Source organism: Acinetobacter sp. HA (assembly GCF_000264725.1).
GTDB classification, from domain to species: domain Bacteria; phylum Pseudomonadota; class Gammaproteobacteria; order Pseudomonadales; family Moraxellaceae; genus Acinetobacter; species Acinetobacter schindleri.
The window spans coordinates 94,274-120,367 of sequence record NZ_AJXD01000096.1; the positions used below are offsets into that span (position 1 = coordinate 94,274).

General features: G+C 42.1%; 23 protein-coding genes, 2 tRNA genes and 1 pseudogene. 14 read left to right on the forward strand and 12 right to left on the reverse strand.

The window, feature by feature from the left end:
• Positions 1-365: 365 nt before the first annotated feature.
• Together HADU_RS13365 and HADU_RS13370 are read right to left on the reverse strand one after the other, a co-directional pair.
• A tRNA-Gly gene (locus HADU_RS13365) sits at positions 366-441 on the reverse strand.
• Positions 442-487: 46 nt separating this feature from the next.
• Positions 488-563 (reverse strand) — tRNA-Gly (locus tag HADU_RS13370).
• Positions 564-802: 239 nt separating this feature from the next.
• On the opposite strand from HADU_RS13370, the gene HADU_RS13375 reads away from it, so the two are divergent.
• The 5 genes from HADU_RS13375 to HADU_RS13395 all read left to right on the forward strand — a co-directional run bounded on the left by HADU_RS13375 (position 803) and on the right by HADU_RS13395 (position 3,611).
• Positions 803-1,111, forward strand: coding sequence for a BolA family protein (locus HADU_RS13375; protein ID WP_004814186.1), 309 nt, complete (start codon positions 803-805; stop codon positions 1,109-1,111).
• Positions 1,112-1,120: 9 nt separating this feature from the next.
• Positions 1,121-1,513, forward strand: a complete 393-nt coding sequence (locus HADU_RS13380; RefSeq protein WP_008307068.1) for a SirB2 family protein — start codon at positions 1,121-1,123, stop codon at positions 1,511-1,513.
• Positions 1,514-1,577: 64 nt separating this feature from the next.
• On the forward strand, positions 1,578-2,414 hold the full coding sequence (locus tag HADU_RS13385) for a ParA family protein (protein ID WP_008307070.1): 837 nt from the start codon (positions 1,578-1,580) through the stop codon (positions 2,412-2,414).
• Between the two features lie 16 nt (positions 2,415-2,430).
• Positions 2,431-2,826 carry a hypothetical protein gene (locus HADU_RS13390; protein WP_004814192.1) on the forward strand — a complete coding sequence of 132 codons (396 nt, stop codon included), beginning with the start codon at positions 2,431-2,433 and terminating at the stop codon, positions 2,824-2,826.
• A 191-nt stretch (positions 2,827-3,017) separates the two neighbouring features.
• Entirely contained in the window at positions 3,018-3,611 is a 594-nt protein-coding gene (locus HADU_RS13395) for a LysE family translocator (protein WP_008307073.1), read from the forward strand.
• Positions 3,612-3,627: 16 nt separating this feature from the next.
• Here the strand turns inward: HADU_RS13395 and HADU_RS13400 are convergent, their stop codons facing one another.
• A complete protein-coding gene (locus tag HADU_RS13400; RefSeq protein WP_004814195.1) occupies positions 3,628-4,266 on the reverse strand; it encodes a DedA family protein in 639 nt (212 codons plus the stop codon).
• Positions 4,267-4,456: 190 nt separating this feature from the next.
• Between HADU_RS13400 and HADU_RS13405 the strand changes: the two genes are divergently transcribed.
• The 3 genes from HADU_RS13405 to guaA all read left to right on the forward strand — a co-directional run bounded on the left by HADU_RS13405 (position 4,457) and on the right by guaA (position 7,160).
• A complete protein-coding gene (locus tag HADU_RS13405) occupies positions 4,457-4,876 on the forward strand; it encodes a DoxX family protein (RefSeq protein ID WP_004814196.1) in 420 nt (139 codons plus the stop codon).
• A gap of 151 nt (positions 4,877-5,027) precedes the next feature.
• On the forward strand, positions 5,028-5,393 hold the full coding sequence (locus HADU_RS13410; protein WP_004895336.1) for a NirD/YgiW/YdeI family stress tolerance protein: 366 nt from the start codon (positions 5,028-5,030) through the stop codon (positions 5,391-5,393).
• A 198-nt stretch (positions 5,394-5,591) separates the two neighbouring features.
• Positions 5,592-7,160 (forward strand): glutamine-hydrolyzing GMP synthase, encoded by a 1,569-nt coding sequence (guaA, locus tag HADU_RS13415; RefSeq protein ID WP_004895334.1) that lies wholly within the window; start codon positions 5,592-5,594, stop codon positions 7,158-7,160.
• Positions 7,161-7,605: 445 nt separating this feature from the next.
• On the opposite strand, the gene HADU_RS13420 is transcribed toward guaA, so the two are convergent.
• Both HADU_RS13420 and HADU_RS13425 read right to left on the reverse strand, forming a co-directional pair.
• Complete coding sequence (locus HADU_RS13420) at positions 7,606-8,856, reverse strand: GGDEF domain-containing protein (RefSeq protein ID WP_008307115.1); 1,251 nt, start codon at positions 8,854-8,856, stop codon at positions 7,606-7,608.
• 198 nt (positions 8,857-9,054) lie between these two features.
• Positions 9,055-10,359, reverse strand: a complete 1,305-nt coding sequence (locus HADU_RS13425; protein ID WP_008307116.1) for a sensor domain-containing diguanylate cyclase — start codon at positions 10,357-10,359, stop codon at positions 9,055-9,057.
• Positions 10,360-10,849: 490 nt separating this feature from the next.
• On the opposite strand from HADU_RS13425, the gene HADU_RS13435 reads away from it, so the two are divergent.
• From HADU_RS13435 to HADU_RS13445, 3 genes are all read left to right on the forward strand, one after another.
• Entirely contained in the window at positions 10,850-11,797 is a 948-nt protein-coding gene (locus HADU_RS13435; protein WP_008307118.1) for a pirin family protein, read from the forward strand.
• Between the two features lie 30 nt (positions 11,798-11,827).
• Positions 11,828-12,226 (forward strand): OsmC family protein, encoded by a 399-nt coding sequence (locus tag HADU_RS13440; RefSeq protein WP_008307120.1) that lies wholly within the window; start codon positions 11,828-11,830, stop codon positions 12,224-12,226.
• Positions 12,227-12,348: 122 nt separating this feature from the next.
• Positions 12,349-12,996: a glutathione S-transferase gene (locus HADU_RS13445; protein WP_005220314.1), complete on the forward strand. Its 648-nt coding sequence runs from the start codon at positions 12,349-12,351 to the stop codon at positions 12,994-12,996.
• Positions 12,997-13,053: 57 nt separating this feature from the next.
• Here HADU_RS13445 and phoR read toward each other — a convergent pair whose 3' ends face one another.
• The 3 genes from phoR to HADU_RS13460 form a co-directional block, all read right to left on the reverse strand.
• Complete coding sequence (gene phoR / locus HADU_RS13450) at positions 13,054-14,412, reverse strand: phosphate regulon sensor histidine kinase PhoR (RefSeq protein WP_008307124.1); 1,359 nt, start codon at positions 14,410-14,412, stop codon at positions 13,054-13,056.
• A gap of 24 nt (positions 14,413-14,436) precedes the next feature.
• Complete coding sequence (gene phoB, locus HADU_RS13455; RefSeq protein WP_004814209.1) at positions 14,437-15,147, reverse strand: phosphate regulon transcriptional regulator PhoB; 711 nt, start codon at positions 15,145-15,147, stop codon at positions 14,437-14,439.
• A 212-nt stretch (positions 15,148-15,359) separates the two neighbouring features.
• Positions 15,360-16,037: a TetR/AcrR family transcriptional regulator gene (locus HADU_RS13460; protein WP_004814212.1), complete on the reverse strand. Its 678-nt coding sequence runs from the start codon at positions 16,035-16,037 to the stop codon at positions 15,360-15,362.
• Positions 16,038-16,257: 220 nt separating this feature from the next.
• Between HADU_RS13460 and HADU_RS13465 the strand changes: the two genes are divergently transcribed.
• Positions 16,258-17,103 carry an SDR family NAD(P)-dependent oxidoreductase gene (locus tag HADU_RS13465; protein ID WP_004814214.1) on the forward strand — a complete coding sequence of 282 codons (846 nt, stop codon included), beginning with the start codon at positions 16,258-16,260 and terminating at the stop codon, positions 17,101-17,103.
• A gap of 147 nt (positions 17,104-17,250) precedes the next feature.
• On the opposite strand, the gene HADU_RS16120 is transcribed toward HADU_RS13465, so the two are convergent.
• The 4 genes from HADU_RS16120 to HADU_RS13480 all read right to left on the reverse strand — a co-directional run bounded on the left by HADU_RS16120 (position 17,251) and on the right by HADU_RS13480 (position 21,018).
• Entirely contained in the window at positions 17,251-17,589 is a 339-nt protein-coding gene (locus HADU_RS16120) for a putative nitrilotriacetate monooxygenase component A protein (protein ID WP_008307128.1), read from the reverse strand.
• Positions 17,590-17,675: 86 nt separating this feature from the next.
• Positions 17,676-18,206: an LLM class flavin-dependent oxidoreductase gene (locus HADU_RS16125; protein ID WP_008307131.1), complete on the reverse strand. Its 531-nt coding sequence runs from the start codon at positions 18,204-18,206 to the stop codon at positions 17,676-17,678.
• A 171-nt stretch (positions 18,207-18,377) separates the two neighbouring features.
• Positions 18,378-19,742, reverse strand: coding sequence for an MATE family efflux transporter (locus HADU_RS13475; protein ID WP_008307133.1), 1,365 nt, complete (start codon positions 19,740-19,742; stop codon positions 18,378-18,380).
• Positions 19,743-19,863: 121 nt separating this feature from the next.
• Entirely contained in the window at positions 19,864-21,018 is a 1,155-nt protein-coding gene (locus HADU_RS13480; protein ID WP_008307135.1) for a methionine aminotransferase, read from the reverse strand.
• Positions 21,019-21,263: 245 nt separating this feature from the next.
• On the opposite strand from HADU_RS13480, the gene HADU_RS13485 reads away from it, so the two are divergent.
• Both HADU_RS13485 and HADU_RS13490 read left to right on the forward strand, forming a co-directional pair.
• Positions 21,264-24,095, forward strand: coding sequence for a type VI secretion system Vgr family protein (locus HADU_RS13485; protein ID WP_008307137.1), 2,832 nt, complete (start codon positions 21,264-21,266; stop codon positions 24,093-24,095).
• Positions 24,067-26,083 (forward strand): annotated as a pseudogene (locus HADU_RS13490) (peptidoglycan DD-metalloendopeptidase family protein). The gene HADU_RS13485 and the pseudogene HADU_RS13490 overlap by 29 nt, the downstream one beginning before the upstream one ends.
• Positions 26,084-26,094: the final 11 nt, after the last annotated feature.

Below are 26,094 nucleotides of genomic sequence, written 5' to 3' on the forward strand. Positions count from 1 at the left end.
TCTATACTGAAAAAGATATCTATAAGTTCCTTGTTTGTTATTTTGCTGGTAAATATAAGGCTAGAAAAACAGAAAAAGAGTATGATCTAATCAGTAGAATGCGCTTGTGCTCAGACCACATTGGAGTGTAGAAAGGCGCCATGTATGATACGCACCTTCCTAATACATGTAATTTTGTATAGCGAAGCTAAAATTATGGATGCAGATTGAAGAAAAATTTTTATTTTTTAAATCAATAAATTAATTGAAGTAGGGGATTGTGGAAATACCCAGAGAAATAGATATTCAACTAGGCATCTAACTTTAACCTGGCCAAAAGCTGAAAATAAAAAAAGCCCCAATTTTCGATCAGGGCTTTTAGAATTTGGAGCGGGAAACGAGACTCGAACTCGCGACCCCAACCTTGGCAAGGTTGTGCTCTACCAACTGAGCTATTCCCGCAGGGTCGAATAATTTTTTACTATTAAAAAACTAACAAAAAAGAATATGGAGCGGGAAACGAGACTCGAACTCGCGACCCCAACCTTGGCAAGGTTGTGCTCTACCAACTGAGCTATTCCCGCATGCCGTGTATAATACAGCATGCAAAAACAGGGTCAATAACTTTATGAAAAATCTTGCACCGTTTGCATAAAATAAAATCAATTCAGCCAATTCAGCGCTATAAATCGATAAAATTTATGCAAAATTTTGTTAAAACAGGGCCTTGGCAACCTTTAACTCTCCTTGAGCACAGTAAAACTCATGACAGAACAGGGTATACTGAATAGAATTTGGATCATTTGTAATTGCGGAGAAGGCCATGAGTATTGAACAAGTCTTAAGAGAGCGTCTGGCTACCCTGTCTCCATCTCATCTTGAGGTGGTAAATGAGTCTTCTGGTCACGGTGGCTATTATCCGGGTAAGGAATCACACTTTAAAGCGGTAATTGTGAGTGAAGCTTTTGCAGGCCTGCGTCAGGTACAGCGTCATCAGAAAGTCTATGCCGCAGTAGGCGATTTACTGAGCCCGGAAAAAATCCATGCATTAGCAATCCATGCTTTTGTTCCAGAAGAGTGGAGCGGTCAGGATACGACCAGTCCTGAATGTGCACATGCCCCAAAAAACTAAGAGGAACATATGGAAACCCAATTATTAGTCAAAATTATCCATATGTCAGCGGCCAGTCTGGCAATTATCGCGATTCTGGCACGTGCATTTACCTTGTTTGTTGGTACACAGGGCAATTTACCTAATCCGGTTGCACGCAAGCTATTTGTTGCCTTGCAGCATCTGGCACTTGCCGTAATTGCTTTGACGGGCGTCATTTCGCTAGTGATAAAAAACTTTGAAGTACAACCCTGGTTCTATGCCAAGGTCATTTTATTTCTGGTACTGGTTTCATCTTTGATGAAAGCCTATAAAAAAGATGACTCTGTCCTGTTGGTTCAACGTCGTGCTGGCCTGGTTATTGCAATTATTTCATTAGCTGCAATTATGGCACTGGTGATTATCAAGCCAACTTCTGGCTAGAAAATAACATCATTTTGTTTGGCTAAATTTTAAATAGATTGATAAAAATAATAGGGGGTTTTTAATGCGTACACGTGTGGTGTTTAACCAAAAAGGTGGCGTGGGGAAGTCGAGTATTGCAGTGAATCTGGCAGCAATCAGTGCACATCAGGGGCACAAAACCTTACTCATTGACCTCGATCCACAGGCCAATTCCAGCCAGTATCTGCTTGGTGATGATGCGACCTATTCAGGAGACAAGCCTGCATTAGAACCCAATATTGAAAACTATTTTGATGAAGTGCTGGGCAGCCAGCAGAACAAGGGTCTGATTGGCAATGCCATCGGCTCAATTCTAAAAACCCGCACTAAAGGCCTGGAAAGCTATGTGCACCAGTCACCGTTTAAACATCTGGATGTGATTCCAGCCAGCCCAAGTCTCGGCACACTGGGACATGCACTGGAATCCAAACATAAGATCTATAAACTACGTGATGCCTTACAACAGTTAACGGGTCAGTATGAGCGGGTGTTTATTGATACGCCGCCGGCTTTTAATTTCTTTACCTTATCAGCTTTAATTGCGGCAGATCGGGTACTGATTCCCTTTGACTGTGATGTATTTTCCAAACGTGCCCTGCATACCCTGATTGAAAATGTCATCGAAACCCAGGACGACCATAATGACCGTCTGGAAATTGAAGGAATTGTGGTCAATCAGTTTCAGGCTCAGGCCAAACTGCCGCGTGAGGTGGTGCAACAGCTGAAAGATGAGGGCTTGCCGGTATTGAAAAATATGTTGCCGCCATCGGTGATCATGAAAGAATCCCATCAGAAAAATCAGCCCTTAATTCATCTGGCTACTGATCATAAATTGACTCAGGCCTATCAATCGTTGTTCAATGAGATTGAGCAAAAATAAGATTGATGATTCCAGCATGAAACTCATGAAATTCAGTCTTGGCATCGTGGGCCTGGCTTTGTTAAGTGCCTGTGCTACGACCGTCAAGCCGACCTATGTGTCGCCAACCCAATACCAGTCCTATGACTGCGGTCAGCTGCAAGGCGAATATAACCGTATTCAGCAGTATATCGACAATGGTGTACAAGCGCCGAAACGAACGGGTGTTGGCGTAGGCGTCGGTGTAGGTGGTGGCTGGGGTAGCCATAGTGGTTGGGGCATTGGGCCGAGCATTTCAGTGAATATGGGTCAGTCTTCTAATACCAAGAAGACCGAACTGGCACGTGTTTTAGGTGAGCAGGAAGCGATTGTTCAGGCAGCACGCTATAAGAGCTGCCCACTGATCATTCGCCAGGCTGTACCAAAAACATAATGATGAAGATAGAAAATAAAAATGCTGACTGAGGTCGGCATTTTTTTAGCATCGCAGTCCGGAAAGGGGCGTTATTATGCATATAAAACTAGCTGGAATGACTGCTCGGAACAAATTTATAAGAATTTTCATCTTGTTATATATTGAGCAGATTCGTTAATGTTGCGCCATTCTTTGCGGTAAGTTTGCGTATGATCGAAAACTGGCTATTTATTCTGGCTGTAATTACAGTATTGATGATTCCGGGCCCAGGCAATGCACTGGTTGCCAGTGCGGCACATCAACATGGTCAGGCCAGAACCAGTTTATATATACCTGCTATTCTGCTGGGTTACTTCTATGCCATTAATGTCTGGGCTTTGCTGATACATCTTGCTGTCCCGATCTGGCCGAATTTCCAGAGTATGCTGCATATACTGAGCACAATTACTGTAGGCTGGATGACCTTCAGACTGTTTAAAGCCAGGCAGCTAGAGCAGCATAATCATAAGCACCCGATGATCCGGCCTTGGCAGATGTTTACTGCGACTTTAAAAAATCCTAAAGCGGCTTTGTTTGCTTCCGGTATTTTTCCCATGGCGACCTGGGAAAATCCAACTAATTTCGTACTGGTCTTCGCGATATTTAGTCTGGTGACATTACCGGTGTTTGTCTTCTGGATGGCGTTCGGTCAGGCAATTCTGGCAAGGGAGTCGGAGAAAATAAAAACCGACCTCATGTATAAAGGGTCGGTCCTGTTTTTGCTGCTTTGCCTGATTCCGCTGATCATCAGTTTGTTTAACTGAATTCAGCGATCAGGATTTAAGCCATTTTGTTCTTTTTCAGCTTCTGTTGAACAAAACCGAAGATGCCTGGCAATACACTAATAATAATGATGCCGAAGATCAGATAGGTAAAGTTATCTTTAACGATTGGCATATTTCCAAACAGATAACCCAAAATCACAAAAGAGCTGATCCACAAAAAACCACCAATCACGTTATAGCTCAGGAAATATTTATAATTCATGCTGCCAGCACCGGCCACAAAAGGAGCAAAGGTGCGGGCGAAAGGCACGAAACGGGCAAAGATAATCGTCTTGCCACCATGTCTGGCAAAAAATTGCTGGGTTGCTAGTAGGTGTTTTTTATTGATAAAGCGCGATTCAACTTCAAACACACGCGGCCCAATGAACTTGCCAATATGATAGTTCAGCGTATCGCCCAGTACTGCTGCCACAAATAGGAGCGGAATCAGTACCCACGGATCCATGGCCCCAGTAGATGCTGCAAGTGCCCCCGCAGCAAACAGCAAGCTGTCACCCGGCAGGAAAGGCATGACTACCAGTCCCGTTTCTACAAAGATAATCAGGAAAAGAATAGCATAAATCCACACCCCATAATTGGTGATGAATTCAAGCAGATGGTCATCTACATGTAGGATAAAATCAAGCAGTTCCATGGCGCCAGTACAAGCAAAAGTGTGCCCAAATCCTAACAGTGATTAGGCTTAAAGTCAGCATCAAAAGTGGTCTATTTCCAGCCTCATCATTCTAAAAATAAAACGATGAATCTTATTTTGGTTATTAATAATTAAAAATGAAACTTATAAGATGTGCTCATATTTTAGCAATCATTTTCGAGTTTTTATCATGTTGAATCCAAATCGTATTATCGCCAATCTTGTTGCTCATCCTGTACTTGAATCCGTAACATTCGTGTCTGCACGTGCCTTAATGGCTTATATTTTTATTGTGGCAGGTTGGGGCAAAATCGCTGGTTATGAAGCAACGGTTGGTTATATGCAAGCTATGGGTGTTCCTGCTGAATTATTACCTGTGACGATTTTGCTGGAATTGGGTGGTGGTTTAGCGATTTTATTTGGCTTGCAGACCCGTGTAGTGGCAGCACTCTTGGCTGGCTTTAGCTTAGTGACTGCATTTTTATTTCATGGTACGCCTGAGGATGCAGTGAACTTTATGAAAAACTTTGCGATGGCAGGTGGCTTATTGCTATTGGTATTACAGGGTGCAGGTCGCTTCAGTCTTGATCATCTGATTGAGCACCAATAACAAAGCAACGCTCCAATCGAGCGGTCTAAGACCGCTTTTTTTGTGGATACATAACATTAAACTAGCTTTACCGAATTAAGCTTCGTTCAGTGCATTCACTCTGCTTAGATAGAATCAGGAATTTAGACCTGTTGTTTAAGGAGTATATTGAATGCAAAAGCAAATTTTAGCTGTATTAATGACGGGACTCGTTGTTAGTGGCGGTGCATGGGCAAAGTCAGATCAGGCCCTCCTTGCTGAAGCTCAAAAAAATAAAGTCAGCATTGCTCAAGCACAAAAAATGCCGGATGAAACTGGTGTAACCTTAACAGGTAAAATTGTGCGTCAAGTTGCACCGCAGAGTGATGATTTTGAACTTCGAGACAGTAGTGGCACGATTATTATTGATGTTGATGATGACCTGTGGAAACCGTTGAAGTTAAAAGCGGGCGATAACGTTCGTGTGCTTGGCGAGGTAGATACTCATCGTCAGAAACCTACCGATATTGATGTGATTAGTATCGAAAAAGTGAAATAACCACATTTAAAGTTCTGCTTCAATCTCATTCAATCTGGAATCCAGGATTGAAGCAGATCTGACAAAAAATTCAGTCTGATCAAGATACAGTGCTAAATATGTATATATTTCAAGCGCCTTGAAACAGTGTGCTTAATGCAGCGAAAAATGATAGAATACGGCGCTTATCTTTCGTTTGCCTTTCTATAGTTGTTTGTCATGACTACCAATACTCAAATCACTGAAGATCGTATCCTGATTTTGGATTTCGGTTCTCAATATAGCCAATTGATTGCACGTCGCGTACGTGAGTCTGGCGTATATTCTGAAATGTTTGCCTATGACATGTCTGAAGAAGACATTCGTGCATTTAATCCAAACGGTATCATCTTGTCAGGTGGTCCTGAGAGCGTTCACGAAGAAGGCAGCCCGCGTGCGCCAGAAGTTGTGTTCAACTTGGGCATTCCTGTATTGGGTATTTGCTACGGTCTGCAAACCATGTCTGCACAACTTGGCGGTAAGGTTGAGCCAGGTACAGTACATGAATTTGGCTATGCAGAAGTAGACATTCAAATCCGTGATGGTCTTATTGGCGATCTTGAAGATTCAGCAGACAAATTAAAAGTCTGGATGAGCCACGGTGACAAAGTGACTCAAATTCCAGAAGGCTTCCAGATTACTGCCAGCACACCAAGCTGTCCGGTCGCAATGGTGTCTGATGAAAAACGCCGTTTCTATGGTATTCAGTTCCACCCGGAAGTCACTCATACTGCCAAAGGTAAAGAGTTACTGTCTAACTTCGTTCACAATATCTGTGGTTGCCGTAGCCTGTGGAACTCTGAAAACATTATCGACCTTCGTGTTGAACAGCTTCGTGAACAGATTGGTGATCAAAAAGTACTGCTCGGTCTTTCAGGCGGTGTAGATTCATCAGTTGTTGCGGCACTTTTACACCGTGCAATTGGCGATCAATTGACATGTGTATTCGTGGACAATGGTTTACTTCGTCTGAATGAAGGCGACCAGGTTATGGACATGTTTGCGAAAAACATGGGTATCCGTGTCATTCGTGCTGATGCTGAAGAGCGTTTCTTGACTGCACTTGCGGGTGAAGTTGATCCAGAGAAAAAACGTAAAATCATCGGCCGTGAGTTCATTGAAGTATTTGCTGAAGAAGCACGTAAGCTTGATGGTGTAAACTTCCTGGCTCAAGGTACGATTTACCCTGACGTGATCGAATCTGCTGCAAGCAAACAAGGCAAAGCACATGTGATTAAATCACACCACAACGTGGGTGGTTTACCAGAAGATCTAGCATTTGAACTGGTTGAACCAATTCGTGACCTGTTTAAAGATGAAGTACGTAAATTGGGTACCACTTTAGGTCTTCCATTTGAAATGCTTTATCGTCACCCATTCCCGGGTCCGGGTCTAGGTGTTCGTATTTTGGGTGAAGTGAAAAAAGAATATGCTGACATTCTCCGTTTAGCAGATGACATTTTCATGCAAGAACTTCGTGCTAGCGGTTGGTATGACAAAACTGCGCAAGCATTCGCAGTATTCCAACCTGTTAAATCTGTTGGTGTTGTAGGTGATGGTCGTCGTTATGCATGGGTCATTGCACTTCGTGCAGTTGAAACTGTTGACTTCATGACAGCTCGTTTTGCTCACCTTCCATACGAGCTGGTAGATAAAATCTCGACTCGTATCATGAATGAAATTGCTGAAGTTTCTCGTGTGGTTTATGACGTATCGTCTAAACCACCTGCGACGATTGAATGGGAGTAATTTAGGGGTTTCAAGAAGCGAAGCCTCTTGCCTAAATTACGCCATGAGCAAGGTTAAAAGCACTGCTTTTAACTTTGCGCAAGATACGCGCGGCAGTATCTGAAAAATGATATATCCAATAAAAAAGGACGCCTAGGCGTCCTTTTTTGTGTTTATAATGAATAAAAATAAAACTTTATACAGAAAAATATGTCATTGCCTAGCTGTCATCAATTGATGCTGCCTTTCATGGAGCTATTGTTTAAGTTACATGAGCCTATAAAAATTTCAGATGCGGCAAATATATGAGCTGAATGCTCAAATCTGTCAAAAGAGATACTCAATCAAACACTTCCAAGTGAAAAGAATATTTTTAGAAATAGAGTTTCTTTTAGAGATACAAATTGAACGGAGCTTTCATATTTATAAAATCGACCAAGACCGTTTCGATGAAGATATCTTTTAACTAGGTTCCAACGATTTTAATTGCCCGATCCTTATTCCACGAGCCTTGTGACAGCAGTACGACAGTAGGACTGGTTAAAGGGTCATACTGCTCTACTCGGTTCCGTCCGTTGGCCTTGGCCTGATACAGCGCAATATCCGCCTGTTTAATTACGGTATACAGGTCCGTTTCACAAGTTTCCAAGATCGCCGCACCCACTGAAATGGTGAATTTTAAGGACTGACCTTGATCAAGAAACACTTCGGTCTGTTCAATGCGCTGCCTTAAACACTCGGCAATTTTTAGAGCATCATCCAGATGCGTTTCAGGAAGCAGGGCAATAAACTCTTCCCCGCCGTAGCGCGCCAGAATATCAGTATTTCGCATTTCACTTTGAGCTGTTTTCGCAATGATTTGCAGTACTTGGTCGCCAATATCATGACCATAGTTATCATTAATCTTTTTAAAATGATCGACGTCAAAGACGATTAATGAACTAGGACTCGGTGTTCCTTCTTCAAGCCTATGTGTTAGATGTTGCTGAACCAAATATTCAAAAAAGCGGCGATTATTTAATCCTGTTAGGGAATCGGTATGCGCCATATGCTCAAAAGCCTGACGGTTATATTCGTTCAAGGTATGTTGTAAAAATACAATCCGAGATTTAAGCGTTGAATTCCAGCTGATATAGATACTAAAACTTAGCACCGGCACATAAATCAGAGAAAACAGAACCAGCTGTTGCAGATCGCCTTTAACATTGAAATACACACCCATATAGATCATGAAGGTAATCAGGGCCGAGATGATCAGGGAAGGCCTGAAACGGATATGTACACTTAAATTTGCCAGAACGATAAAGACCAGAGAGGAATATTGATAGATCAGGTTATAAGGACTTTCTGACTGATTTAAATTAAAAAACCAGACCGCACTGGCACCAATAATCGAAGTGGGTAGCAATAGATCAAAGAGTGGTAAATTCCGGCTATGCTGGTACATCCAGACCGTGATCAGGGTCATGACTGAGGTAAAACCCAGTTTGGTTACAAGCAACAGGGTGTGGATGTCATGCAGTACATAAATATCCGCAAGGGTATAGGAAGCATAAGCAAACTGTGCACATAGATTCACCTGAAGCAGATATCTCAGATGCAGCTTTTTCTGATGAGAATAATAGGCAGATTTTAATGGCTGAGGAATACACACCAGAGGATCTTTAAGCGCCTGCTGAATCAGAAGGCGTGACTCCTTATGATATTCCTGTGGCATTCAGCCTTCCCCATAAAAAATAAAATTTTTTATATATTAAGTTTTGTATAAATTTTATTCTATTCCTTAAAAATTCACTTTAAAAGTAGTCATCTAGAATAAATATTTTCGGTTACAAAAAAGGGAGAGTGAGTACAAAGCAACAAAGGAGATAGGCTGGATTGACTGTCTATACGTTTAAGTCACCTCTATGACTGTTCATAAGTTAATATATTTTTCAGTATAAAAATTCTGTAAATCAGATTGAAACGGTGAACTCATATCTGGACGATACACTTCAATCCGGTTACGTCCACTCTTCTTGGCAGCATAAAGCGCCACATCCGCTTTTTTAATCAGATCATCCAGGTCCTGAGTATGGGACTCTAACTCAGCAATACCAATCGAAACTGTAAATTTCAGTACCAGCTCAGGCCGGGCATAGAGATACTGCTGCTGAATCGAATTACGAATACGCTCGGCAATCACCAAAGCATCCTGCAACTGTGTATCGGACAGCAAAATAATAAATTCCTCACCACCAAAGCGTGCCAGTACATCACTATGGCGCATTTCCTTACGCGCTGTATCTGCAATTAACTGTAGTACCCGATCCCCGACATCATGCCCATAACTATCATTGATCTGCTTGAAATGGTCCACATCAAACATCAGCAGACAGGTGCTTGAATATCTTGGCCAGTCATGAATACAGTTTTCTGCCAGATTAACAAAATGCCGGCGGTTATAGAGCTGAGTCAGTTCATCAGTATGGGCGAGATTACGCACCATATGGTAGTTCCATTCATCTAACAAAGTACGGATAAATGCACGACGGGTATGCAGGATATTATTCCAGTTAAAATACAGGCTAAACAGCAACACTGGGCTGAACACGACCATAAAGATAAAAGCTTCCGATAACGTCATTAGCTGCGTCATTGCTATCAGGACCAGCAGGCTGATCAGGATTGAACAATATAGTGCAGCCCTAAATTGAACCTTGATGCAGAGATTGGTAATCAGAATAAAAATGGATGCAGCATACAAGTAATTTTCTACATGTAGGCTGGTAGAAGAGAGCAGGAGCAGGATCCATACTCCAGCACAAAGCGTAGTCCCTATCGGCAGGATCAGATCGAGCAAGCGAATGTTCTGGCTGTATTGAAATAACAGTTCACAGACGATCCAGAAAGCTAAGACCAAAATCACCCGAGTAAACCCAGAAACCATCATCAGGTCGGGGATGATAAAGATATCGGCAAAGAAATATAGCAGGAACACCAACTGTGCCAGTAAGTGGATCTGACGCAGACTATGGTAGTTATGCCGGTACAGATAGTCGTAAAAATGAGGTAGAAATTGCACAGGAATACGGGCGTGCCGATCCACAAGTGCATCTTCTAGCACTTGACGGTTCTTCAGGTCATTCTCGGAAGGTTGCAGTTGTTCCGAAGAATGCCGATTAAGACTCTGCAAGGAAGCCTGCATATTTGCATGCATCCTGCCATCGGCAATCGTCATTTTTCAATCCATTAAAAATTCGCACATATTATGAGCAAATTTTGGGGTCAGGAATCTATGGTCAAACGGATAGATTGCGACGCATGGAGAAGGAAAAAGTAACAAAACATTTTTTCTGCGAAAGGAGAAAGCCAAAACTTAGGTATTATTGAATTAATTATTTGATTTAATTTACAAAAAATTAAATATAAGTCTGTTTCACGTGAAACAATCCGAGATAATTGTTTGTTGCAGTATGTGTAAACCTCACCTTATTAAAATGAAAAATGCTAAAAAAGGTTTGGGTGATCTTTACCTAATTGCGACCTCGAATTTTAAGGATAGATTCAAGATTTGGAGTACCCATGAAAACAAGAAATCAGATCAAGTACAGATCAGACCGTTGAAGTTAAAGATTGTTGCAAATATGACAAGCACAATCCTGAAAGTAGCACTCTTTTTACCGATCTGAATTGCTATGATCTTTTGACCCAGCCGAGTGAGCCAGAACATGTCGAATAATAATGATATCGAACTTTTCAATTCAGATGATTGCACAAAATACGTCAATGAGTTCATTGCAGAATTTCCATTACGCCGTGCTGAAATTGGTCAGGGAACAGTGATCAAGCGTGCGTTACCAAGCCGGCATAAACGGATGATCGGGGCATGGTGTTTTCTGGATCATGCCGGACCTGCTCATTTCCCGCAGGGAGACGGCCTGGATGTAGGACCACATCCACATATTGGTCTGCAGACTTTTACCTGGATGATCGAAGGTACCATGATGCATCGTGACAGTCTGGGCAGTGCGCAGTTGCTACGTCCGCGTCAGGTCAATCTGATGACGGCTGGTTATGGCATTTCCCATTCTGAAGTTGCACCTGAAACAGAAACTAAAATGCATGCCGCACAGCTCTGGATCGCTTTGCCAGATGATATGGTCAATATGGCACCCGCGTTTGATCATTATCCGGAATTGCCTGTGGTTGAGGATCAAGGCATTGAGTTCACGGTACTGGTCGGGGAATATCTTAAGGCAATATCACCAGTGAAGGTACATAGTGAACTGCTCGGGGTGGATCTGTATGCGGCAGACAGTACCCAGGCAGTATTACCGCTTCATCCGAAATTTGAATATGGTTTTCTGGCACTGGAAGGGACGGCCAGTATCAACGCACATGAACTGACTGAAGATAATATGGTGATTCTGGAACCGGGGCTGGATCGGGTACATATCGAGATTCATGCCGGAAGCCGTGTACTGTTGCTGGGGGGCGAACCTTTTGAAAGCCCGATTTTACTATGGTGGAACTTTGTTGGCCGCACGACTGAAGAATTGAAAATGGCACGTGAGCAATGGATTGCAGAGCATGAACGATTTGGCTCGATTCCTGCCTACGAGGGACCACGACTTGAAGCCCCTGCTTTCCCGGGCCATATGCGTCCTTCAAAATAAATGGATCATCAATAAAATAAGGAAGAAGAAATGGCCATGCTTGCAAGTGCTCGTGTACATAGTTTGGAAACACCATGGCAGGGACAAATCAGTCATGGCAATCACCAATATCTGACGGATAAGCCGGAAGCTTTTGGTGGTCAGGATCGTGGTCCCGCACCTTATGATTTTCTGCTGGCAGGCTTGATTTCCTGCACCATGATTAGCTTGCGTATGTATGCCAGCCATAAAGATCTGGAGCTGGGGGAGTTTCAGGTTGAAGCCGATTTCTTTGCCAATTGGGAAGGGCAGGAATGGATTGAACGACGTTTAAGTTTTCAAAATCCGTTAGATGAAACATTGCGGCTAAAAATTCTGGAAATTTGTCAAAAAACGCCAGTGACCAAAACTTTGCTACGGAGTCTGGAAATTCGAACTACATTACTTTGATCTCGCTATATGTAAAGAAGGCTGATTGAAATGTAATATAATTCGTAAAGCATTTCACCGAAACCAGACACTTTTTGTTATGCTGAAGCGGCAATAACACGACAATAACAAAAGAGTCTAACATGCGTATCCTACACCATCTTGAGCAGTCCCGATCGTTCCGTATTTTATGGGCATTGGAAGAATTGGGGCTAGATTATGAAATCAAGTTCCATAAACGGCTGCCTAACTTTTCTGCCCCTTCAGAGTTGAAGATGATCCATCCATTGGGGAAGGCGCCGATCCTGATTGATGGTGATCAGGTGCTGGTAGAATCTGCGGTAATCTTACAATATTTGCAGGAAACTTATGATGTGGGTATGGAGTTTCAGCCGCTCAATTCTACTACCAAACAGCAGTACCGGTACTGGATGCATTATGCCGAAGGCTCACTGATGCCGTTACTGGTTATGCATCTGGTCATTAATTCCGTTGAGAAGCACACACCATTTTTGCTGCGTCCTATGGCGCGACAGATTACCAGTGGAATTAAAAGTAAATTTGTACAGCCGCGTCTTAAAGATCATATTCAATATCTGGAAGACTACCTGAGCGAGCATGAATATTTTGCCGGTCGATTTAGTTTTGCTGATATTCAGATGAGTTTCCCATTAGATGCCATTCAGACCCGTACGGGTAAACGTTATCCGGCGATTGAAGCCTATCTGGAACGCTTATCTCATCGTCCTGCCTATTTCCGGGCCATGTCCAAAGAAGAAGTATTGAGTTAACAAGCCATTAAAAATAAAGGTGCCAAAAGGCACCTTTTTATTGGGATAAGGTTTCAATCAGTCCGGGAAGCTCAAGCGTTCCTTCGGGAAAATCACTTTAAAAGTAGAGCCCTGATTTTCACGAGAATCAATTTTTAGCTGTGCCTGATGCTGCATCAGTACATGTTTTACAATCGCAAGTCCAAGACCTGTACCGCCAGTACGTCGGCTACGGTCAGAATCGACGCGATAGAACCGTTCAGTCAGACGCGGTACGTGTTTCGGGTCAATCCCGATCCCGGTATCTTCTACCACAAAGTAAGCCGATTCACTATCATCATGCCAGCCCATGGTGACCGTACCGCCTTTTGGCGTGTATTTAATCGCATTGGTGATCAGGTTGCTGAAAGCACTGGCAATTTCCATATCGGAACCAATCAGATCACAATGACTGTCAATATCCAGGTTCAGCGTATGACCATAATCCACGTTATAGGCCTGAGCATCATCAAATAGCTGGTTCATCAGATTGGGCATGTCGATAATCTGATTCTTGGCAATATTTTCGTCATTTTCCAGACGAGACAATAGTAACAAGTCATTGACCAAGGCATTCATACGCCGGGTCTGGGATTGCATCTGGTCAAAGGCGCGTTTCCAGCGTGGACTGATATCTTCCTGATCGGTAAAGGTTTCGATATAGCCGCTGAGCACCGTTAAAGGCGTACGTAACTCATGCGAGATGTTATCGACAAAGTCTTTGCGCATCTGCTCCAGATTATGCATCCGGGTCACATCATAAGCGACCAAGAGACGGCTTTCACCCCCAAAGCGGGTCATCTTGATCTGTACATAATGGTCTTCAAAGATCGAAGATTGCATCTTGAGACCGTCAGGTGCATCATCAATATGATGATAATAATCAACGAAATTTGGCTGAGAGAGTAAACTCAGAATATTACGGCTTTTATCTTCAGCACTGATGCCGAGCAGACGTTCAGCTGCGGGATTCCACCATTCAATCTGCTGATTTTCATCGATCAGTACCACGGCTTCCTGTAGCGCGCCTAGAGAAGACTGGGCACGATCAATCAGCTCGACCATTTCTGCCTGTACAATGCGTTCCTGACGCTGGGCCTGATAGACATTAAAGAGCAGGGCACCCCAGATGCCATTGATCTTGGGTGGTACGTCATAAGGACGATTGGAAATCCAGTCATTGACCAAATATAGGGAACGGATTTGTGTGACAAAGAATGCTACAAAAGCCAGTACGATACAGACCCAGAAATACCCGATCCCGAAACCAATCAGGCTGCCGATCAACAGGAAGAAGGCCAGAAGGCGTAAATCCTGCTTGGCAAAGTCCCATAAGCTATTGGAGCTTGGCAGTTTATGCCCACGGGCCATTTCAGGAACAGGGTAGGGTTTATACATAAAGCAGGATTTACCTAAGTCAAATTAGCCGAGTGCGACATCAATACGGGTCGAAAAGCGATAGCCGGTTCCGCGTACAGTCTGTACAAAACGGTCGGCGCCATATGGCTCCAGCACTTTGCGCAGGCGTCGGATATGCACGTCAATGGTTCGGTCTTCAATATACACATTGCCACCCCACACCTGATCCAGGAGCTGGGCACGGGTATAGGCACGTTCTGGATGGGTCATGAAGAAGGCCAGCAGGCGGTATTCAGTCGGCCCCATATCCAGAATAGTATCATTAAAGCTGACACGCTGGCTTGCAGGATCGAGTAACAGGCCATTGGCTTCAATACTTTTTTCACCATTCAGGCTATTGGTACGGCGCAGTACGGCTTTGATACGGGATACCAGTTCACGGGTAGAAAATGGCTTGGTCATGTAGTCATCTGCACCGGCATCCAGACCTTGAACCTTATGATCTTCTTCGCCTCGTGCAGTGAGCATAATGACTGGAATTTCTAACAGGGTTTCATCGCGTTTCAGGCGACGGCATAAGTCTACACCGTTCACTCCACCGGGCATCATCCAGTCCAGCAGGATCAAGGCTGGACGCTGATCCACAATCATTTGATGGGCCTGTTTGGCATCTTCTGCTTCTAAACAATTGAAGCCAGCCATATCCAGTGCCGTATGGATCATTTCCCGAATTGGAAGCTCATCATCGACGATTAAAATGTAGTCATCTTTCACAGCGCATTTCCTATAAGTCAACGGTGGACCGTTTTATATTTATGACGAGCCTATTACAAAGATTAATTATGACAGTATCATTGCAGAAAGGGATATTTGCCCTGCTTTCGCAAAGATTTGTGACAATTTAAGTTACTTGATAGAGGAAAAATATCTGTAATAACAATTGATTGAAAAATAGAAAATAAATTAAGAAATAATTGCGCTAAATATTATTTCTTATCTGAAAAAGATTCAAAAAGTGCCAAAAATACAATACTGCATGAGGACAGAACCTCCTCCATGGACTGTTTAAAACCGCTCATGACCCAGCGAATGGCAATCTGGGTGACATAACCATTTAAGCCCGTGGATACCAGAGAAATTTCCTGTTCAGAACGGCTCAGGTTCGGCATCATCAGCATGACAAAGGCCTGAATCATGCGGTCAAAACGGCCCATGGTTTCGTGAATGGTAGCCTGATTATGCAGTTCCTGTACCAGCATGGCATCGATATAAATAATCCGGGCCATACGTGGATTATCACGCAATGTAGTGAGCAGGGCAGTCAGACCAGCTTCGATCATCTTTTTAGGATCAGAGGAAGCCTGCATCATGGCTTGCATGACATTTTGCTGCAATTCATCGATCAGTTTTAGAAAAATAGTTTGAAACAGATGCTCACTTTTCTTAAATGATTCATAGAAATAGCGTTCGGTCAGTTTGGCTTCAGTACAGATATCTTTGACGGTTACAGAAAAAAAGCCATGCGTGCCATACGCTTGAATACCCGCTTCAATCAGCTTTTCCCGGCGTGCCTGCTGGCGTTCAGCCATAGACAGTCCCTTAAACTGACGTTCCTTTGTCATCGTTTTTTGTTGTTTTTCCACAGGAATTGCCGAATTGGTCATAGAATGATTAAGCTCATAAGCACCGAAATTTTGAATATCTTACCAATAAATTGCATTTAGACCTATGTTGTTGATCACCAACCTAGATTGTCCTGAACAGATAAGTCATCATGATTGACAATGAGTATTGTCAAAACTATATTGAAGAGAATTGCTGCATGAAGCACGACAGAACAAGAAATGCTGTCTGGGCAGGCAGTTTCATCAATAAGGGAAACTTATGAAAAATTTTAATAATAAAGTTGCAGCGATTACCGGTGCAGGTTCGGGCATTGGTCAGCAGTTAGCTGTACTTTTGGCGAAACAGGGCTGTCATCTGGCATTAAGTGATGTGAATGAACAAGGTTTACTTAAAACACTTGAGCTGATTAAAGACACTGGCGTGCGTGCCACCCTCGACAAGGTCAACGTTGCCGATTTGGAAGAAGTCCGTGCATGGGCGGAAAAAGTCGAGCAGGATCATGGCAGTATCAACATGATCTTCAATAATGCTGGGGTCGCTTTGGGGTCAACAGTGGAAGGCGCATCTTATGACGAACTCGAGTGGATCGTGGGGATCAACTTCTGGGGCGTGGTGTATGGCACTAAAGAATTCTTGCCACGCATTAAAAAGACCGGCGATGGTCATGTGGTGAATATTTCGAGTTTATTTGGACTGACTGCGCAGCCAACCCAGTCTGCCTACAATGCCACCAAGTTTGCAGTGCGTGGTTTTACTGAGTCTTTACGTCAAGAACTGGATATTGAAAATTGTGGTGTAAGCGCACTCTGCGTGCATCCGGGGGGAATTCGTACCAATATTGCCAATGCCGCAAAAATGAATGACAGCCTCAGGGCTTTAGGGATGAGCCCTGAAAAGTCTGCGCGTAGCTTCAATAAATTATTGCGTTGTCCGCCTGAAGAAGCAGCGCGTCAGATTTTGGAGGCCGTTCAAAAAGACAAACGCCGTTTATTGATTGGTAACGATGCCAAAGCGATCGATTTAATCCAACGTATTTTACCAACGGGGTATCAGAAGGTCACAGCTTTTGCCACTAAGTTAGGTAAATCTAAGAAATCAGCTTAAATTATTAAAAGTTATTAAATTAAAGTCCGCTTCTGCGGACTTTTTATATTTAAATTTAAGAAATGAAAGACTAGCAATAATTTTTCTTTCTCTCCTCCACAGAAAATAAAATAGTAATTCAAACTAATCTTTTTTATAAAGGCTGATCTAAGAGGCTATAGCCGTATTGGGTTGAGTCACTAGATACTGGTTTACTGGACGTTTCAGACCCAGATTTTCACGCATAGTGCTGCCTTCATATTCAGTCAGGAACAGGCCACGGCGTTGCAGCTCCGGTATAATGAAATTGACGAAGTCATCCAGGCCGGCAGGCGTTGTTGGTGGTAACACATTGAAGCGGTCTGCAGCTTCATTTTCGAACCATTCCTGTAACTGATCGACCACCTGTTCAGGTGTACCAATCAATGTCCAGTGACCACAGGCAGAAGCAATATATTCGTATAACTGACGAATACTAAAGTGATGCTTCGCTGTAATCTCAAGCATCATTTGCTGACGACTGGACTTGATCTTAATATCTTCTATGGGGAAGGGGGCATCCAGATCATAGTGTGAAAGATCAATATCGCCGGCTAAACCTGAAAGTAAGCCAGGCCGACATCCGGGTGGATCAGACTATTGAGTAAAGCATATTTTTCTTTGGAATCTGGATGTGTACTAAAACCAAAGTTACGCGCAGTTTCAGCAGAGATAGTCGTCACCACATTCCATGCAGCACGACCCCTACTAATATGGTCTAAAGAGGCATATTTACGTGCTAATAGATAGGGTTCTTCATAGGTGGTCGATGCAGTGGCAATAAAGCCAATATTTTTGGTGACTGCTGAAATAGCCGCAAATAAGGTCAAGGGTTCAAACCCAACAACTTTGTCACTATAACCTACATTTTTATTATGCTTAGAAGCGCCATGACTCCAATTAACAGCCAAACCATCGGCAAGAAAATAAGCATCAAACAGGCCACGTTCAGCAGTCTTTGCTAGTTCAATTGCATAATCAAGGCTTAAATGATCTTGGGGCCGGGACGCTGGATGCCGCCAACCAGCTGCATGTCGCGACGTCGTTGGAATGAAGGCACCCAGTTTAATTTGTCGTTGAGACATGCTGAAATCCTGTTGTTATCCTGTATTTCACCAGGTTTATAACAAGGAATAATCGAGTTTAAAAATACGATAAAATTAAATCCTTATAATGAATATGGAATAGGCATAAGGACGAGATGTATTTACTTTAAAAATAGATAAGTTTTAAATTTATACATACTTAAGCTACTGTTAAATTAGCGCTTCAATGGTTTTCTTTTTCCAGACAAACTGGTAATACAAGCCTTGCATGATGCACAGGCAGACAAAAGCCAAGGCATAGCCATACCAGATGCCTTGCAGCCCCCACCAATGGCTGAATAGATAAGCTGCCGGAACTTCAATTGCGATGATGGCGATAATATTGATAATCATCGGTACGGTCACTGTACCGCTGGCTCGCATAATCGAAGCAAAAATCGCACTGGCGCCAAAGAACAGAATTGACCAAAGCACGATAAATAGCAGCTGTTGACCCAACACCACCACTTGCGAATCAGTAATAAACAGAGCCATCAGATATTTCGAGAACAGATAGGCCAACACCACCAGACTACCGGTAAACAGGATATTCATACTCAGGGCGGTGCGCGTCACTTTATTGAGTAAGTCATTTTTACCAGCACCAATCGCTTGGGCACCAAAAACGGAAGCAGCAATCGCGATGGAAAGTGCTGGGAACTGGATATAATTCAGTACCTGATTTACTGCACCATAAGCTGCTGTAGCTTCCGCACCATAACGGTTGACCAGACCGACAATCACCAAACCTGCAGCTGAAGTAGTAATCATCTGAACACCGGTAGGAATGCCCAAGCGCAGAATAATTTTGCTTAAGCCAGGATGATGACGGATATGCTTCAGTAAAGCCCAATCTAGTTTAAGTGGATGTTGTTTATAATTTAAATATAGGGCTAAAAATAACAGGACTGCTATGTTACCAAGAATAGTTGCAATAGCAGGCGAGATAATCCCCATTTTCGGGAAACCGAAATAACCGGCAATCAGAACAGGTGTCACCACCAGACCGACTCCAATCGTCAGGGCAGAGGCAAATAATGCCGTAGTGCTGTCACCCACCCCACGCAGAATTGAAGTATAAATAATATAAATAAAAATCAGCGGGCTACCAGCAAGCATCCATTGCACATAAGGTAGAGACAGATGCATCACATCGGGATCGGTTCCAAGCAGCAGCAGGATCTTCTCTGCAAAAATCACCCCAAAAAATGCAATCAGGCTACCGCCAATTAGGGTCATAAACAGGGTAGAACCAATAACACAGCGGACTTTTTCCAGATTTTTTGCTCCCCAAGCCTGTCCTACTAAAACGGTTGAACCTGCGGACAAGCCAATTACAAAAGCCATCAAGCAGAACAGAATTGGAAAAAAAACCGCAACTGCAGCAATGGCATGTACGCCCAGCATTTGCCCCACAAAAATCGTATTAATCGTACCGGACAAACTTTGCAGGATATTGGTCACAACCAGCGGCAACAGGAAAATAAAAAATGTTTTCCATAGATTTTGCTGCTGAACCAATGCTTGCTGTGCCATAAGACATCCTGTTCTTGATTATTAGAAAGGGAGAAAAAATAATTATCGGAAATTTGCAGAAAAATAGCCTTAGCTTTTAGGTAACTAAGGCTGAAGCTATGTAAGTCTTTAAATATTTAAATCAAACTTTGGAAAGAATTTCGCCCGCTTGCAGCAAGGTTTGTTCTTTTTTGGCAAAACAGAAACGCAGCAAACGTAAATCTTTTGGTGGCTGTTTATAAAATACTGATACCGGGATCGCCACGATCCCATGTTGATGGGCCAGATACTGACACATAGCAACATCCTCTAAATCTGGTCGAATTTCGCTGTAATCCAGATTCTGGAAGTAAGTCCCCTGTGATGGTCTCCACTGAAAACGTGAATTCTGAATGGATGAATTAAACAAATCCCGTTTGGCCTGATAGAAGGCTGACAGCTGGAGAATATGCTCAGGATGCTGTTGTAAATATTCGGCCAGTGCCACTTGTACAGGTGTTACACCACAAAAGCTGGCAAATTGGTATACCTGACGGAACAATTTCATTAAGGCGGGGGTAGCTACACAGAAGCCGGTTTTCCAGCCGGTGACATGGAAGGTCTTGCCAAAAGAGCCAATGACAAAACTGCGTTCACGCAGTTCTGGGAAGGAAAGTGCTGAATAATGTTTTACATCATCAAAGACCAGATGTTCATAAACTTCATCAGAGAGCACCACAATATTGCGGTCACGGATCAGTTCAATCAGCTGTTGCCAATCCGCTTTAGACCAGACACTTCCAGTAGGATTATGCGGGGTATTTACAATAATCATGCGGGTGCGATCATTAATCGCATCCTTAACCTGGCTCCAGTCCACTGAAAAATCCGGATGCCCGAGTGCGATATGAATCGGTTTAGCCCCTAAAACCTGTACCGTCGGCGCATAACTGTCATAACTCGGGTCAAAAATAATGACTTCTTCATCTGCACGCACTACAGCCTGAATTGCGCAGAAGATTGCAATCGTTGCGCCAGGTGTAATGGTAATTTCCTGAGCGGGATCTAGTGATAATTGATCACGCTGTAAATATAAATCAGCGACCAAAGAGCGTAATAACGGTAAACCATCTCCAGGTGCATACTGGTTAAAACCGGATGTGCTTGCTCGTCCTAAAGCTTCAATCAAATCGGGTGGTGCAGGGAAATCGGGAAAACCCTGTGAAAGATTCAGTGCCCCGAGTTGCTGAGCAAGGGCAGACATGGTACTGAAAATCGTCACGCCCAAGTCGGGCAGTTTGGACTGGAGATCAAGCATGTCACAACGCTCTTTTGATTGATATAAGCATAAAGTGTAGCAGTAACGATTCTGCTCTGTGAGCACAAATAACAGAAATCATTAGTCATTTTGTCAATAAAACATTAAAAGATTAAAACCTCAATGAAAGAGCTGATGAGTAATAAATTAATGGTTAAATCATGTGAAATAAGAAGCATGATGGACGTATAGGGGGCAATTTTCATAAAATCAGCTGCATAATACTCCTTAAAAATAACTATAAGATGCTAAACAATATTCATACCATCCTTGAGACTCTTGGGCTTAATCTGCAAAAACGAGCCCTACATATCCAGTTTTCTAATCAGGTTTTAAATACACAGGTTTTTATTCAGCGCATTGAAGGTCATCATCAGATTAATGAGGGTTTACAGGCAGAACTGATCTGCCTTTCAACCAATGCAAATCTCGCTTTAAAACAATTTATTGGCTGTCAGGTTGCAGTTGATCAGGTGACTGACTGTGGAGAATTATTTCGAACGACAGGTCTGATTACAGCGGCAAGCCAGGGACAAAGCGACGGAGCTTTGACGCTGTATAAACTGACCCTGCAAGATGCAACTTCCTTATGGCATAAACGCCGCAATAGCCGAGTGTTTATGAATAAAAGCGTTCGGGATATTAGTGAAATTTTATTTAAAGAATGGCAGGCTCGCAGCTCCTTATTTGCAGCACGATTGAGCCTGGATGTTTCTGCCTTGTCACGGGACTACGATGTTCGACCTTTTGTGATGCAGTCCAATGAAACGGATTATGAGTTTCTGACCCGCTTATGGCGTAGTGAAGGCGTTAACTGGCTGATCGATGAAAAGGAAATCATGGTCCCCGTTTCAGCTCAGACCATTCAGCCACAAATTCTACGTTTGATTGATGACCAGCCGCATTTTCAGGCTTTAAAGCGCCGTAGTATCCGTTTTCATCGTAGCCATGCCACCGAACCTTTTGACACGATTACTGGTCTATTGGCAGAGCGTTCTTTAAATCCAACCTTAGTACAAACCCAGCGCTGGCACGCGGATCAGCTGGCTCAGAATGAAAGTCAGCTACTGCTCAGTAGCCATCAGCATAGCGAAGTACAGGATAATCAAAGCCTGAATCTTGAAGATGTCTGGACCATTAGCCCGGCCTGGATCAGCGACCTGAATGGAGAAGATCAAATGACTTCAGCCAGTTCTGCTCAACTGGATCAACTCAGCCAGCAGCTAAACCAGTCCCATGCCTTGCAGTCTAAATATTTTAAGGCCAGTAGTAGTGTGCGTGATGTACAAGTTGGGTACTGGTTTGAATTACATGATCATCCTGAAATAGATCAACATCCAGCCAATGAACGTGAATTTTTAATTTTGGGCAAACACTTCTATAACCAGAATAATTTACCTAAAGATATTTTGCTGCAGCTGGATCACTTAATACAGTCCAGTCACTGGAAAGTATTAGATGATGAAAGACAGAGTAATGAATTGTATTTGGTTCGTCGTCATATTCCTGTCGTACCTGAATATCATCCATTACAGCATCGGCCTATGGCCCATCCACAACGAGCGAAAGTAGTTGGACCTGAGGGTGAAACTATTTACGTGGATGAATGGGGGCGGGTCAAGGTTCGTTTCCTGTTTACCCGCAGTGATGACCATCAACATGATGGTGGCGCTGGTGCCAATGATAATGATAGCGACTCGGCTTGGGTAGATGTGTTGGCACCGTGGGCAGGTGAAGGCTATGGAGCAAGATTCCATCCACGTATCGGGGAAATCGTCGTCATTGATTTCTTTGAGGGAGATGTCGACCGGCCATTTGTGGTGGGTCGTATTCATGAAGCTGAACGGCATCAGACGATGTTTGATGTCAAAGGCAAACTGCCATTAACCAAAAAACTGAGCGGTATCCGCTCTCAGGAGGTAAATGGGGAAGGTTTTAACCAGCTTCGGTTTGATGATACGACCGGACAGATTAGTGTACAGCTACAAAGTAGTCATGGGGCTAGCCAACTAAATTTAGGAAATCTAAGCCACCCTAAAGAAGATGAAGTGAGTGATGGGCGTGGTGAAGGATTTGAGCTTAGGACGGATCAGTGGGGAGCAGTGAGGGCGGGGGCTGGCCTGCTGCTTTCAACGCATAAACAGGAAAATGCTAATGCCAACCACTTAAATAGTAGCCCGGCTAAAAGCCAGCTTGAATCAAGTTTAAATAATAGTAAGGCCTTAAGTGACGTTGCTAAAAACCAGCAAACTGATCCTTTAGAGGCACTTGATCATCTGACAAATTTTCTGAACCAAATTGAACAGCAGGATCAAAGTACGGCTGAAACCTTTAAACAGGCGCTAATGGTACTTTGTGCACCCAATTCGATTGCACTTTCAACGAATGAAGATTTGCATTTATCAGCCGATAAACAGATTAACCACAGTGCCGCGGATAGCATCAATTTTTCAACCCAGAAATCTTTAATTGCCCATGCTCAGGACAGGATTAGCCTATTTGCAGCGCAAAAAGGATTCAGAGCCATTGCGGCAAAAGGCAAAATTGAGCTTCAAGCACAAGATGATGCAATTGAAGCTATTGCTCGCAAACAAATCAAAATTATTTCGACTGAAGATCAGATTGAAATTATAAGTCCTAAAGAAATTGTACTGACTGCGGGCGGATCTCAGTTAAAGATTAATGGACAGGGAGTATTTAGTACTACAAGTGGGAAGTTTGAGTGTAGAGCAGGGCAGCATATATTTAAAGAAGGAGCCAAAACTATTTATGAGATTCCTGAATTGCCTAAATCTGGACCATACGCTGTAGATTTTTTATTTAATAGTTTAGGTGGTAGTGGAATTGAAGGTGCTGAAGTAACTATGTTCATACCTGAAAATAAGGAAATTTTATGGGAAGGTAAAACTGATTCTAATGGTAAAACGCAATTATCTATTTCTCAAGAATGGGTTGCTTATGAAGCATTAGTAGGGTTTAAGCAATGGTCAAATATCTTTGAAGATTTAGATACTAAAGATTTAGAAGATGAATTTGATGTGGGTGAGCATGGAATTCAGATTGAAGACATTCAATAATTATAAAGGTGTTCTCTGTGAATTATTATATTGTAAAAAAGGAGATACATTGTGGGGTATCTCAAAAAAATTTAATATTACAGTACAAAAATTAGCTAAAATTAATAAGTTGAATAGTTCTTCTATTCATAAAATACAAGTAGGTCAAAAAATATATATTGATGAGATCAATGAGATTGAAGCTGAATTGATTTTAAAAATTATATTATTAGATTTATCTTTTAAACCTATTTCAAAAGGAATTGTAAAACTAGAATATGATGGTAAATCAAAAGAAATAAATTTTAAAGATGGTGTAATTAATGATATTGAAATCTTAGATCATTCAAAAGGTTTAAAAGTTTATTACAAAAATATAAAAAGTAATTTTGATTTAATAGCTAATCATAAAACTTTACCAATAGGGAAAAAAGTTTTAAGGCTGACTTCAAGGCAAATGAAAGTCTCCGGCAATCACTATCCTCAATCGGGTATAGTTCAACAGACAATAAAGGAAATCAAAAAATCCTTAAAAAATTTAGCAGATCCTATCGTAAAAGGGATAAATGAAAAAATAGATACTAGTCAACCATCTATAATTTTACCTGAGCCAGTAAATAGTCAAAAAAGGACTGATTCAGGTAATAGTACCCATATAATTGCAAGCCAATTTACAGAAGAGAACTTCATACTCAATACAGTAAATAATAAATATAGAAAATTTGTTATAGATGCTTCGAAACGTCATGGATTTACTCCACATAGTTTAGCAGCTTTAATTCACGCTGAAGCTGCAAAAAAAGTAATGGGGAATGGGATTCCAAAAGTTTTAATACCACTACAAATGCCGCAGGATTAACACAATTTCTTAAAGGTACTTGGCTTGAACTTTGTAAAAACCAAGAATCTTTAATAGGGCAATATGCTTCAAAAAATAAATATCTTACTGAGGAGCAACTTTTAAATCTTAGATTCAACTCTGAGTTTTCGATTGATGCAGCAGCTGCTTATGCAGTTATAAATTTTAAATGGTCAAAACTACCTTATCAAAAATTAACAGAGCCGAGCTCAATAGCTAAATTTGCTTATCTATTACATCATGAAGGAGCTGGAGGTGCGAGGTCATTCATAAACAATAGTTTTTCCCCAGAAAGAGCAAAAATGTTATTGCTTGCACAATTTGGAAATAAGGGTAAACAAAATGCTTTAGATTATTTGAAAAGATATAACAACGATGCAAAAGTTGCTTATGGAATATGGCTAAGAGCATACATCGATGCACATATTAATATTTATGATTATGTATTGGATAAATCTAAAACTTCTGGAATAAATTTATCTTTAGATGAAACAATTAAAATTTTATTGGGGCAAACTTCTTCACCAACACCAACACCAACACCAACACCAACACCAACACCAACACCAACACCAACACCAACACCAACACCAAGTATCGAAATACAAGAAAATAAAATTGTTGGAGGCAGTGGAATGTGGGTAGATCCTTTAGCAATAAACCAGTTAAGAGTTGCTGGTCTAGCTAATGTAAAAAGTGCTACTTTCGGGAAAGTTAGAAATGGAGGTACTAGAAACCATCAAGGTATAGATTTAGCTGCTGATTCCGGTACAAATATTTTTGCGGTATGTAGTGGAGTTATTGCTATTGCAACAGATAGTGGAAAGGCATATGGGAAAATTATAGTATTAGAAGTAAACATTGATGACTTGCCTGAAAAGCAAAAAACTTATGCATCAAGAAATATTACAAACAGCCGTTCAATTTATTTTTTTATGCACATCTATCTACCATAGATGTTGAAAAAGGAGATGTTGTTGATGCTAAGACAATTTTAGGTAAAACGGGTTCTACTGGAAATGCTAGGGGAATGACTACTATATCAAAAGGGGGACATTTGCATTTCGAGGCAAGGAGTTCAGCATTGCTCGGTACAGGCTTGCAAGGAAGATTTGACCCTATTCCTTTTTTTATAACCAAATTGATTTAGGCACTTAAAAT